The sequence below is a fragment of the Actinomadura sp. HBU206391 genome, assembly GCF_014323665.1.
GTDB lineage: Bacteria > Actinomycetota > Actinomycetes > Streptosporangiales > Streptosporangiaceae > Actinomadura_C.
The window spans coordinates 19,574-31,976 of the sequence record NZ_JABVEB010000063.1 but is presented as its reverse complement, the minus strand read 5'-3'; the positions used below and the strand labels follow the sequence as shown (position 1 = coordinate 31,976).

Annotated in this window: 11 protein-coding genes; 9 read left to right on the top strand and 2 right to left on the bottom strand. The window is 70.4% G+C overall.

From position 1 onward, the window contains the following. Nucleotides 1-1,018, top strand: a 1,018-nt coding sequence (locus HKK72_RS19705) for a hypothetical protein (RefSeq protein ID WP_222720898.1), incomplete at its 5' end; no start/stop codon positions are given. Between the two features lie 47 nt (nucleotides 1,019-1,065). Here the strand turns inward: HKK72_RS19705 and HKK72_RS19700 are convergent. Both HKK72_RS19700 and HKK72_RS19695 read right to left on the bottom strand, forming a co-directional pair. After that, nucleotides 1,066-2,391, bottom strand: a complete 1,326-nt coding sequence (locus HKK72_RS19700) for a M20/M25/M40 family metallo-hydrolase (protein WP_187235859.1) — start codon at nucleotides 2,389-2,391, stop codon at nucleotides 1,066-1,068. After that, nucleotides 2,384-3,214 carry a M55 family metallopeptidase gene (locus HKK72_RS19695; protein ID WP_187235858.1) on the bottom strand — a complete coding sequence of 277 codons (831 nt, stop codon included), beginning with the start codon at nucleotides 3,212-3,214 and terminating at the stop codon, nucleotides 2,384-2,386. The genes HKK72_RS19700 and HKK72_RS19695 overlap by 8 nt, the downstream gene beginning before the upstream one ends. 163 nt (nucleotides 3,215-3,377) lie before the next feature. Between HKK72_RS19695 and HKK72_RS19690 the strand changes: the two genes are divergently transcribed. The 8 genes from HKK72_RS19690 (at nucleotide 3,378) to HKK72_RS19655 (ending at nucleotide 12,323) form a co-directional block, all read left to right on the top strand. Beyond that, the gene (locus HKK72_RS19690) at nucleotides 3,378-4,982 is read left to right on the top strand and encodes an ABC transporter substrate-binding protein (protein ID WP_187235857.1); all 1,605 of its coding nucleotides are present in this window, start codon (nucleotides 3,378-3,380) and stop codon (nucleotides 4,980-4,982) included. Nucleotides 4,983-4,984: 2 nt separating this feature from the next. Then, the gene (locus HKK72_RS19685; RefSeq protein ID WP_187235856.1) at nucleotides 4,985-5,911 is read left to right on the top strand and encodes an ABC transporter permease; all 927 of its coding nucleotides are present in this window, start codon (nucleotides 4,985-4,987) and stop codon (nucleotides 5,909-5,911) included. Next, nucleotides 5,904-6,851 carry an ABC transporter permease gene (locus HKK72_RS19680; protein ID WP_187235855.1) on the top strand — a complete coding sequence of 316 codons (948 nt, stop codon included), beginning with the start codon at nucleotides 5,904-5,906 and terminating at the stop codon, nucleotides 6,849-6,851. Before HKK72_RS19685 ends, HKK72_RS19680 begins: the two co-directional genes overlap by 8 nt. 37 nt (nucleotides 6,852-6,888) lie before the next feature. Beyond that, nucleotides 6,889-7,893, top strand: a complete 1,005-nt coding sequence (locus tag HKK72_RS19675; RefSeq protein ID WP_187235854.1) for an ABC transporter ATP-binding protein — start codon at nucleotides 6,889-6,891, stop codon at nucleotides 7,891-7,893. Beyond that, nucleotides 7,877-8,902 (top strand): ABC transporter ATP-binding protein, encoded by a 1,026-nt coding sequence (locus tag HKK72_RS19670; RefSeq protein ID WP_187235853.1) that lies wholly within the window; start codon nucleotides 7,877-7,879, stop codon nucleotides 8,900-8,902. The genes HKK72_RS19675 and HKK72_RS19670 overlap by 17 nt, the downstream gene beginning before the upstream one ends. A 14-nt stretch (nucleotides 8,903-8,916) precedes the next feature. Beyond that, a complete protein-coding gene (locus tag HKK72_RS19665) occupies nucleotides 8,917-9,666 on the top strand; it encodes a lysophospholipid acyltransferase family protein (RefSeq protein ID WP_187235852.1) in 750 nt (249 codons plus the stop codon). A gap of 130 nt (nucleotides 9,667-9,796) precedes the next feature. Further along, entirely contained in the window at nucleotides 9,797-11,014 is a 1,218-nt protein-coding gene (locus HKK72_RS19660; protein ID WP_187235851.1) for a DUF5925 domain-containing protein, read from the top strand. Between the two features lie 82 nt (nucleotides 11,015-11,096). Continuing rightward, a complete protein-coding gene (locus tag HKK72_RS19655; RefSeq protein WP_187235850.1) occupies nucleotides 11,097-12,323 on the top strand; it encodes a trans-sulfuration enzyme family protein in 1,227 nt (408 codons plus the stop codon). Nucleotides 12,324-12,403 lie beyond the last annotated feature (80 nt).

Below are 12,403 nucleotides of genomic sequence, written 5' to 3'. Positions count from 1 at the left end.
GGCGTTCAAGGACGGCTGGAGCGGCATCGGCAGCCTGTTCACCACCAACCCCATCGACACCCTCAAATCAATGTGGGACGACTCCACCAAGGACATCCGCCAGGACTGGAACAACGACCACCACGGCGCCGCCGCCGGCCGAGCCGTGCCCACCATCCTCGGCATGATCGGCGGCGTCGGCTGGTTCGGCAGAGGAACCAAACTGCTCAAAAGCCTGCGCATTCCAGGCCTTCCGGTCAAAGCCCGACGAGCCGCCGAAACCGCCGCCGACCAGGCCGCCGACGCGGCGGACAGGGGCGATCCGAAAGCGGCGCGGGCGGCCGCCGACACGGCGGACGAACACGCGCGCACGGCTCAGGACGCCGCCGCCGCCGACCCGACCGCGGAGAACAAGGAGGCCGCCGCCAAGGCCCGCCAGGCGGCCGACGGGGCGAAAAGCGTCGTCCGGGTCGCGGAGGTGCGTGCGGTCTTGCGGAAGTCGGCGTTGGGCCGGGAGGTCATCAAGATCCTCGACAGGTACAAGGTGACGGTGGTCGTCGGCGAGGGCGGCGGAACGCAGTTCTGGCACGGCCCCAATAAAGTCCACCTGGACACAAAGGAGCTTGACAGCCCGGGATGGCTTGCGATCAACCTGGCGCATGAGACTCTGCACGCCCTGCGGTGGAACACCGGGACGACGGTGGTCGCGAAGGTCCGCGCAATGGGCCGTGGCGAGTGGGTGAACGCCATGTTGCAGGAGGAGGCCATGGCGACGTCCTGGCAGCTGGAGACGGCGCTCGAACTGCGGAGGCAAGGGGTGTACGTGCCGAAGCACCCGCTGGAGGACGTCTATTGGCCGGCGGTCCGATACGCCGAAGAGCAAGGGAAGGATGGGATGGCGGCCGGAACTCGAGCGTTGTTCCTGGCGCACCGCGCCGGCATGGTCACGACCTCCAGCCGTCGCGAAACCTACCCCGACGCCTTCGGCAGGCAATGGGACGAGAAGAACAACCCACCGGCGAAGAGGCCCGGGAAGTGAACCGCCCGCCGCCGGACACCTGCGGTGGCACGGCCGGTGCCGGGCCCTCAGCGGGTGTCGAGGAAGCGGTCGAGCACCCGGGTGCCGAACCTCAGGCCCTCGACGGGGACCCGTTCGTCGACACCGTGGAACATGCCGAAGTAGTCCAGGTCCGGGGTGAGCAGCAGCGGCGCGAACCCGAAGCCGCGGATGCCGAGGCGCGCGAACGACTTCGCGTCGGTGCCGCCGGACATGACGTACGGCACCGGATGCGCCTCCGGGTCCTCGGCCCGCAACGCGCCGGCGAGCGCGGCGAACGTCGGCCCCCCGGGGTCGGCGTCGGAGGACTCCTCGAAGTTGATGAACTCCCGGGTGACCTTCGGGCCGAGCAGCCGGTCGACCGTGGCGAGGAACTCCTCGCCGGTGCCCGGCAGGAAGCGGCCGTCGATCTGCGCCGTGGCCACGCCGGGCACGACGTTCACCTTGTAACCGGCGGCCAGCAGGGTGGGGTTGGCGGAGTTGCGGATCGTGCCCTCGAACAGCCGCCCCACGGCCCCGAGCCTGCGCACCTCGGCGTCGAGCCGGTCGTGGTCGATGTTCGTGCCGAGAGCCCGCGCCAGCCCGTCGAGCAGGGCCAGCACCGCCGGCGTGAGCCGGACGGGCCACTCGTGGGAGGCCAGTCGCGACACCGCGTGGCTCAGCTCGGCGACGGCGTTGTCCTTGGCCGGTTTGGAACCATGACCCGCGACCCCGCGCACGGTCAGTTTCATCCACGCGGTGCCGCGCTCGCCCGTGGCGATCGGGTAGATCCGCCGGTCGCCGGCGGTGACGCTGAAACCGCCGGACTCGCTGATCGCCTCGGTGCAGCCGGTGAGGAACTCGCGGTGCCGCCGTACGACGTGCCGGGAGCCGAACTCGCCGGTGGACTCCTCGTCGGCGAGGAAGGCCAGGACCAGGTCGCCTCCGGTGCGACGCCCCTCGCGCATCCGCTGCCGGACGACGGCCAGGGTCATCGCCACGGTGCCCTTCATGTCGACGGCGCCGCGGCCCCACACGTGCCCGTCGCGCACCTCGCCGGAGAAGGGGTGCACCGCCCAGTCGGCCGGTTCGGCGGGGACGACGTCCAGGTGACCGTGCACGAGGAAGGCCGGGCGGGACGGGTCGGCGCCCGCCACCCGGGCGAGCACGCTGGCCCGGCCCGGCGCGGACTCGACGATGGTGGGCGTGACCCCGACCTCGTCGAGGAGTGCGGCGACGTGTTCGGCGGCGGGGCGCTCGGGGCGGCCGTGCCCCTCGCCCTCGTTGGTCGTGTCGATGCGGATGAGGTCGGAGCAGATCCCGGCGACCTCGTCCACGGCGGCCCTGGGGGCCGCCCGGGACGTTCGTTCAGTCAAAGACGGCCTCCTTGGCCGCGCCGATGAGGGCGGTGACCGCTCTGAAGCAGCGCACGGCCTCGAACATGGTGGGGAGCGTGTAGGTCACCGTCCTGCGGCCGGAGAGCTCGACACCGGGGATCGCCGTGACGAACTCGGCGAGGTGCGTGGCGCTCATGTCGACCTCGAAGCTGAAGGGGCCCTCGGGGCGCGGCGGCGTCCGCCCGCCCGCGGCGGGCAGCGCGCGCTCCGCCGCCTCGCGGATGAGCACGGCCGTACGCGCCGGTGCGAGGCAGCGCGCGGCGTAGCGGCTGATGCAGAACTTGACCGTCACGCGTTCGGCGTCCGGCGCGTACGTCTCCGCGTCCGCGCAGGTCAGATCGTCGCCGGTGACCAGCACGACCGGCACGCCGAGCTCGGCGGCGAGCAGCGCGTTCATCCTGCCCTCGCTCGCGGGCACGCCGTTGATCCGCAGCTCCAGCAGGCCCGACCACACGTAGGTGTGGGCGAGCACGCCGCGCTCACCGGCACCGGTGTGATAGCCGAGGAACACGACCGCGTCGGCGTCCTCGATGCCCTGCATCATGGCCAGCGGCTTGTGCCGCCCGGTGATCATGGAGGCGCGGGGGTCGAGCTCCTCGATCAGCACGTTGCGCTGGGTGGAGTGCGCCTCGTTGATCACGACGTCGGCGGCTCCGCCCGCGAAGAGGCCGTCGACGGCCGCGTTGACGTCGCCGGTCAGCATGCGGCGGAACCGCTGCCACTGCTCCGTGCCCGGCTCGACGTCGGCCGGCGCGGTGACCCCGGTGGCGCCCTCCATGTCGGCACTGACCATCACACGCACGGCTGATCCTCTCCACCTCTGTATCGCGTTCCGCGACGTTACCGCCGACGAATATCGATCAGATGACGATCTTGACAGCCCGGTACCGAAACCGGTTCCACTACGTGAGCCTTCCCAGCAGCGCACTGTGTCCGGCACCGCCTCATTTTCCCGGAGGAGTAGCATGACCAGGCTAAAGGTTGCGGTCCGATGGACCGCAGGACTCACCGCCGTGTTCCTCGCCGCGTCCGCGTGCGGTGGCGGCGGGAACGACAAGGCCGGCGACGGCACCTTCACCGTCGGCCATCCAGAGCCCGACCACCTCGTGCCCGGCAACACCACGAGCAGCTACTCCTTCGAGGTCATCGCCGGCCTGTTCGACAATCTGGTCGGCCTGGACAAGACCGGTCAGACCTTCAACCAGGCCGCCGAGTCGGTGGAGAGCAAGGACCAGAAGACCTGGACGATCAAGGTCAAGGCAGGTCAGAAGTTCCACAACGGCGAGTCCGTGACCGCCGCCAGCTTTGCCGACGCGTGGAACTACGCGGCGTACGGGCCGAACGCCTTCGAGGCCAACGACTACTTCGCACAGATCGCGGGCTACGCCGACCTCAACCCCGAGGACGAGAAGGCCAAGCCGAAGGGCGAGAAGCTGTCCGGCCTGAAGGTGATCGACGACAGCACCCTCGAGGTGACGCTCAGCGCCCCGTTCAGCCAGTTCCCCCAGTTGCTCACCTACCCGGCGTACGCGCCGCTGCCGAAGGCCGCCTTCACCGACCTCAAGGCGTTCGAGAACCACCCGATCGGCAACGGGCCGTACATGATGAGCGGCGACTGGGAGCGCAACCGGCAGGTCAAGCTGGTGCCCTTCTCCGGCTACACCGGCCCGCGCAAGCCGAAGAACAAGGGCGTCACCTGGAAGAGCTACTCCAGCGCCGACACGACCTACACCGACCTGCGTGCCGGCCGGATCGACGTGATGCAGACGATCCCCGCGGCCAAGGCCCCGGAGGCCAAGCGGCTGCTGGGCGACCGGTTCCTGGTGCGCCAGACCGGCACCTTCGACTATCTCGGCTTCCCGCTGTTCGACAAGCGATTCGACAACGCCGACCTGCGCAAGGCGTTCTCGATGGCGATCGACCGCAAGGGCGTCATCAACGCCGTCTACAACGGCACCTACACGGCGGCCGACTCGCTGCTCCCGCCGATGATCAAGGGTCACCGCCCCGGCGCCTGCGGTGAGGTCTGCACCTACAACCCGACCAAGGCCAAGGAGCTGTTCGACAAGGTCGGCGGGTTCAAGGGGACCCTGGAGCTGTACTTCTCCAACGCCCAGCCGAGCTACGAGCAGTGGATGCAGATCGTCGCCAACGGGTTCAAGAAGGACCTCGGCATCACCGACATCCAGTTCCGCAAGATCCCGGTCTCGGACTACCTGACCATGCTGTCGGACAAGAAGGAGAAGGGACCGTACCGGCAGAACTGGGAGGCCGACTACCCCAGCGCGCAGAACTACCTCGAGCCGCAGTGGGGCCCGGACAACCGCATGAGCTGGAAGGGCGCCGCGGCCGACGAGTTCATGACCCTGATCGGCAAGGCCAACGCGGCCGGCACCGAGGCCGAGAGCCTGAAGCTCTACAACCAGGCCGAGGACGTCGCGCTGCGGGAGATGCCGTTGGTCCCGCTGTGGATCTGGCAGGGTCAGGGCGGCCGCTCGGAGAAGGTCGACAACGTGACGATCACGCCGTTCGCCACCGGCCTGCTGGCTCATGAAGTGACCGTCAAGTAAGCATGTGGCGCTACGTCCTACGGCGGCTGCTGCAGGCGGTCCCCGTCTTCTTCGGCACGACGTTCCTCATCTACGGCCTGGTGTTCGCGCTGCCCGGCGACCCGATCCAGGCGCTCGCCGGGGAGAAGCCGCTGCCGCCGTCGGTCGTGAACGCGCTGCACGAGCGCTACAACCTCGACGATCCGCTGCTGATCCAGTACGGCAAGTACCTGGTCGGTCTCGTCCAGGGCGACCTGGGCGAGACCTTCGACGGCCAGGACGTGTCGGCGGTGCTGAGCGGCCGCTGGGCGGTGACCGCGCAACTCGCGGCCACCGCCTGGCTGTTCGAGCTGGCCGTGGGCATCGCGCTCGGCGTGTGGGCGGGCCTGCGGCGCGGGAGGCTCGCCGACACGCTGGTGCTCGGCGGTACGACGCTGGTGATCGCGGTGCCGGTCTTCGTGCTCGGCTACACCGCGCAGATCGTGCTCGGCCTGCACTGGCAGATCTTCCCGACGGCCGGCACCGATGACGGCTGGCCGATGAGCTATCTGCTGCCCGGCATCGTCCTCGGCTCGCTGGGCCTGTCCTACGTCGCCCGGCTGACGCGTACGAGCCTGGCCGAGAACCTGCGGTCGGACTACGTCCGCACCGCGCACGCCAAGGGGCTCACCCGGGTACGGGTGATCGGCAAGCACACGCTGCGCAACTCGCTGATCCCCGTGATCACTTTTCTGGGCGTCGACTTCGGCACCCTCATGGGAGGCGCCATCGTCACCGAGGGCATCTTCAACCTGCCCGGCATCGGCCAGCAGGTGTTCCAGTCGATACAGCTCAAGGAGGGCCCCGTCGTGGTGGGGGCGACCACCCTGCTGGTGCTGATCTTCCTGCTCGTGAACCTCATCGTCGATCTGTTGTACGGCGTGCTCGACCCGAGGATCCGCCATGAGTGACCTCGGGCCCATCCCCACGACGGGGCCTGGCGCCGGCGCACCCGGGGCGGCCGCCGCCACCGTGGCCGAGGCCGGAGGCGTCATCGGCGGCCGATCGGCCTCGCTCTGGAGCGACGCCTGGCACGACCTGCGGCGCCGCTGGCTGTTCTGGGTATCGGTGACCATCCTGCTGGTCGTGACCGTGATGGCGGCGGTCCCCAGCCTGTTCACGAGCATCGGCGAGAACGAGGGCTGCGATCCCAACCTGTCAAAGCGGCATCCGGGCGGCGACCACCCGTTCGGGATCGACGTGTCCGGTTGCGACTACTACGCCCACGTCGTGCACGGCGCGCGGCCCACGTTGCTCATCGGTGTGGCGGTGACCCTGTTCGCCCTGGTCATCGCCGTGGTGTTCGGCCTGGTCGCCGGCTACTACGGCGGGCTGGTGGACGCGCTCATCGCCCGCGTGACCGACGTCTTCTTCGGGCTGCCGTTCGTGCTGGGCGCCACGGTCATCCTGGTCGCGTTCCCGAACCACGGCATCGGCGCCATGACGCTGGTCCTGGTGCTGCTCGGCTGGACCACCATGATCCGCATCATGCGGGCCCAGGTCATCGCGGTGAAGGACGCCGACTACGTACAGGCGGGCCGGCTGCTCGGCGCCTCCGACCGCCGCATCATGATGCGGCACATCCTGCCCAACGCCATCGCACCGGTGCTGGTCGTCGCGATGCTGAACGTCGGCAACGTCATCGCCGGAGAGGCCACGCTCGACTTCCTCGGGGTGGGCCTGCAGTACCCGGAGGTGTCCTGGGGCCTGCAGCTCAACGTCGCGCAGTCGTTCTTCGTCGACCACCCGCACCTGCTCATCTTCCCCGCGGCGTTCCTGTCGGCCACCGTGCTGAGCTTCCTGATGCTCGGCGACGTCGTCCGCGACGCCCTCGACCCGAGGCTGCGGTGACGCCGAGGTGGCCGGGGAGGGGACCACGGAGGTGACCATGGACAAGACCGAGCGGCCGCCGCTGCTGGAGGTCGACGACCTGCACGTGGAGTTCCGCGTGCGCGACTCGGTCGTACGGGCGGTCAACGGCCTGTCGTACACCCTCGCCGAGAGTGAGACGCTCGCGATCCTCGGCGAGTCCGGATCGGGCAAGAGTGTGGCCGCGCAGGCGGTGATGGGCATCCTCGACACCCCGCCCGCCCGGGTCTCACGGGGCGAGGTGCGCTTTCGCGGCGAGAACCTGCTGGCGCTGCCCGAGCGGCGGCGGCGGGCGTTCCGCGGCGATCGGATCGCGATGATCTTCCAGGACGCACTGAGCGCGCTGAACCCGGTGTTCACCGTCGGCGACCAGATCTCGGAGATGTTCCAGGTGCATCGCGGCATGCGCGGGAAGGCGGCGCGGGCCGAGGCGGTCGAGCTGATGGAGCGGGTGCGCATCCCGTCGGCGCGAACCCGGCTGCGCGACTACCCCCACCAGTTCTCCGGTGGCATGCGGCAGCGCATCATGATCGCGATGGCGCTCGCGCTCGAACCGGACGTGCTGATCGCCGACGAGCCGACCACCGCTCTCGACGTCACCGTCCAATCCCAGATCATGCGGCTGCTCAAGGAACTGCAGGAGGAGCTGCGGATGGGCCTCGTGCTCATCACCCACGACCTCGGCGTGGTCGCCGGCGTGGCGGACCGGATCGTGGTGATGTACGCCGGCTCGGTCATGGAGGAGTCGCCCGTACGCGAGTTGTACCGGCGCCCCGCCCATCCGTACACGGTGGGGCTGCTGGCGTCGGTGCCGCGGCTGGACCGCAGAGGTGAGCCGCTGGTGCCCATCAAGGGCGCGCCGCCGGATGCCTCCGCCCTACCGCCCGGATGCCCGTTCGCCCCACGCTGCCCCCGGGCCGAGGAGATCTGCACGCGGGAGCGGCCCGCGCTGTCGCGCGTCGGCGACGGCCACTCCGCCGCCTGTCATTTCGCCGAGGAGGTCTTCGGTGCCGTCGCCAACTGACCCGGGCCGGCCGATCCTCGAGGTGAAGGGGCTCGTCAAGCACTATCCCGTCACCCAGGGTGTGCTGCTCAAGCGCGAGGTGGGCCGGGTCAAGGCGGTCGACGGGGTCGATCTGGAGCTGCGCCGCGGCGAGACGCTCGGCGTCGTCGGCGAGTCGGGGTGCGGCAAGTCCACCCTGGCCCGGCTGCTCCTCGCGGCGGAACGCCCGACCTCGGGCACGGTGCGCTTCGACGGCCAGGACGTCTTCGCGCTGCCCCGCCGTGAGCTGCGGGCGCTGCGCCGTCGGATCCAGATCGTGCTGCAGGACCCGTACACCTCCCTGAACCCGCGCATGACGGTGGGCGACATCGTCGGCGAGCCGTTCGAGATCCATCCCGAGGTGGCGCCCAAGGGCGAGCGCCGGGCCAAGGTGAGCGAGCTGCTGGAACTCGTCGGCCTGGACCCCGGCCACGTCGGCCGCTACCCCCACCAGTTCTCCGGCGGGCAGCGGCAGCGCGTGGGGATCGCGCGGGCTCTCGCGCTGCGCCCTGAGGTCGTGGTGTGCGACGAGCCGGTGTCGGCGCTCGACGTGTCAGTGCAGGCGCAGGTGATGAACCTGCTGGCCGAGCTGCAGCGCGAGCTCGGCTTGGCGTACGTCTTCATCGCGCACGATCTGGCGGCGGTGCGTCACATCTCCGACCGGGTGGCGGTGATGTACCTGGGCAAGGTGGTCGAGACCGGCGGCGAGGCCGAGATCTACGACCATCCGACCCACCCGTACACGCAGGCCCTGCTGTCGGCCGTGCCGGTGCCCGACCCGGACGCTCCCGCCTGGGCGGAGCAGACCATGCTCGAAGGCGACCCGCCCTCGCCGCTGAACCCGCCGTCCGGGTGCCGGCTGCGCACCCGCTGCTGGAAGGCCCAGGACGTGTGCGCCACCGACGAGCCCGAACTGGTCGTACGGGAGGGCTCCGACCATCCGAGCGCATGTCATTTCGCCGTCGGCGAGGAGATCGCCGGCACGCCGTAGGCTACGGTTCCGCTATGAGCGAGTTCGTATATCCGCCGGTGATCGCGACGGCGCGCACCCTGTTCCGTCTGCTGGGTCTGCGCTTCCGGGTCGAGGGCGCCGAGCAGGTGCCCCGCACCGGCGGCGCGGTTCTCGTCAGCAACCACGTCAGCTATCTCGACTTCATCTTCGCCGGGTTCGGTGCCCATCCGTCCAGGCGGCTGGTGCGGTTCATGGCCAAGAAGGAGGTCTTCGACAACAAGATCTCCGGCCCGCTCATGCGTGGAATGCACCACATCCCGGTCGACCGCGAGGCGGGGGCGGCCTCCTACCGCGCCTCGCTGAAGGCGCTCAAGGACGGCGAGGTCATCGGCGTGTTCGCCGAGGCGACCATCAGCCGCTCGTTCACCGTCAAGGACATCAAGAACGGCGCGATCCGGATGGCCGCCGCCTCGGGCGTACCGATGATCCCGATGGCGGTGTGGGGCGGTCAGCGCATGTGGACCAAGGGCCGGCCGCGCCGCCTGTTCCAGCGCAAGGTCCCCATCACGATCCTGGTGGGCGAGCCGATGCACCCCAAGCGGGGCGACGACTTCGAGGCACTCGCCAAGGAACTGCACGACCGGATGTCCGAACTGCTGGAGAAGGCGCAGCGCGAGTACCCGGACGCACCGAAGGACGGCGAGACCTGGTGGCAGCCGGCCTACCTGGGCGGATCGGCGCCGACCCCCGAGGAGGCCGCCGAGCTCGACCGGCAGGACAAGGAGAGCCGCCGCTCGGCCTGACGCCGCGGTCCGGCAACGGCGCCCCGTGGACCTGCTGGAGACCTCCCGCCGGTGGATCACCCTGTCGGTCCGGTCACGGTCGGGGTAATTCGGTGGACGTGACCGGTGACCGAGCCTGATCATCGATCGCATGGCCATTCCACAGAACGCACAGCAGGAGGTACTGCATCTCGTTGACGCACCCGAGCCCGCGGCGCCCGAGCCCGCCCCGCAGATCCTGCTGAACCTCAACGACAACAACTCGCCCGCCGACGTGATGGACGTGCTGTCCCTGCGGCCGTTCACCTCCGGCGAGCAGCCCTGGTCGCGCGCCACCCGGCTGGAGCACGTCCGCCCCGACGCCGAGCTCCTCCCCCCGGCCGCCCGGCTGCTCCGGGTCGCGCACGAGGAGGGCAAGCACTCGGTACTCGCCGCGGGCGAGGGCTGGACGCTGCTGACCAACCGGTGGAAGGACGGCAGCGCCTACGTCGCGGTGTCGGCGGTCAGCGACGCGCTCGCCACCGAGATCCTCGATGAGACGGTCAAGGACACCACCGAGCCCCCCGTGCCCGACGAGACCGAAGTGCAGATGGGCTTCTGGCACATGTCCCCGCATGGCGCCTCCCGCAGGGAGCGGGTCATCTCCGCCGACACCTGGGACGAGATCCGCGGAAACTACACCGCCGGGGTGACCGAGACCCTCGACCGGGTGATGGCCATGACGCGCGACGACGTGTCGGGCCGGCTCCTGCTGCTGCACGGCCCGCCCGGAACCGGGAAGACCACGGCACTGCGCGCGCTCGCGCGCGCGTGGCTGGACTGGTGTCAGGCCGACTGCGTGCTCGACCCGGAGGTGCTGTTCGGCGACTCCGGCTATCTCATGCAGGTCGCCGTCGGCACCGATGACGACGACGAGGAGAAGCGCCGCTGGCGGCTGCTCATCCTCGAGGACTGCGACGAGCTGATCCGCGGAGAGGCGAAGCAGTCCACCGGCCAGGGACTTTCCCGGCTGCTCAACCTCACCGACGGAATGCTCGGCCAAGGGCGGGACGTGCTGGTGGTGATCACCACCAACGAGGACCTCACCCGGCTGCACCCGGCGGTCGTCCGGCCCGGGCGCTGCCTCGCCCAGATCGAGGTGGGCCGGCTCTCCCAGGCCGAGGCCACCGCGTGGCTGCGCGACTCCACCGGCCCCACCGGCCCCGGCTCCGGGTCCGGCTCCGGGTCCGGGTCCGGGTCCGGGTCCGGGTCGGACGTTCCCGAGATCGGGCCCGAGGGGGCCACGCTCGCCGAGCTGGTGGCGCTGCGCAAGGGCGAGCGGCGGCAGCCCGCCCAGGAGTCGGCCGACACGACCGGTTTCTACCTCTGAGCAGGTCACAGGCCGCGTCGCCGTGGGCCAATGCCGGAAATTGGCCCTGTAAAGTCGGCCCGGCTGCGAGCAGGCTGGTCTCATGACCGAGCATCACCGCGAAACGCGTGCCGTCCACGTGCCCTTTCCGCAGCCCACCGGCCGGGCCCTCAACGTGCCCCTCTTCCAGGGCGGCGTGTTCGCCTTCGACGACGCCGAAGAGATGGCCGCGGCCTTCGACGGCCCTCCCGCGATGGCCGGGCAGGGCGAGGGGGACGGGAACACCGGCGACGGGAACGCCCGTGGCGCGTTCCTCTACAGCCGGCTGGCCAATCCGACCGTGCGCGCCCTCGAGGACGCCGTGGCCGACCTCGAGGGCGGCGTGGGCGCGCTGGCGGCCGGGTCGGGGATGGGCGCGATCAACACCGTGCTGCGCGCGCTGCTGAGAACCGGCGACCACGTCATCGCCCAGCGCTGTCTCTACGGCGGCACCCACACGACGCTGCGGGAGCTGACCGAACGGTGGGGCGTCGAGGTGACGTACGTGTCCGGCGACGATCCCGGCGAGGTGCGCGCGGCGCTGCGGCCGACGACCCGGATCCTCTATCTGGAGACGATCGCCAACCCCACCACGCAGGTGATCGACCTGCCCGCTCTGATCGCCGCCGCGCCGGGCGTGGTGAGCGTGGTGGACAACACCTTCGCCACTCCCCTGCTGTGCCGGCCGATCGAGTACGGCGCGGACGTCGTGGTGCACTCGGCGACGAAGTACCTGGGCGGGCATGCCGACGTTCTCGCCGGCGTGGCCGTCTTCGCCGACACGGGGCTGCTCCGCGAGGTGTGGGACAGCGGGACCGAGCTGGGCGCGACGGCCGACCCGTTCGCGGCCTGGCTGGTCCTGCGCGGGATGGCGACGCTGTCGCTGAGGATGGAGCGGCACTGCTCCAACGCGCAGACGCTGGCGGACTGCCTGTCCGCGCACCCCGCGGTGACGGCGGTGCACTACCCCGGGCTGCCGTCGCATCCGAACCACGAGATCGGGCGGCGCATCCTGTCCGGCTCCGGCGGCGTGCTCTCCTTCGAGCTCGCCGGCGGCCGTACGGCGGGCCGTACCTTCATCGAGTCGGTACGGCTGGCCTCGCTCGCCGCGTCGCTCGGCGATGTGAAGACCCTGGTGATGCATCCCGCCAGCACCTCGCACCGGAAACTGGACGCGGCCACGCTGGCCGCGGCGGGGATCGGCGAGGGCACCGTGCGGATCGCCGTCGGCATCGAGCACCCCGAGGACATCTGGTCGGACCTCGAACAGGCCCTGACCAAGGCCGGGTGACCGGCGCCCGCGCCGGCCGGGTCGGCTCCGCGACGGCGCCGGATACGTGGACCTTCCGGCGCTCTCGTCCGCCTGGGCCG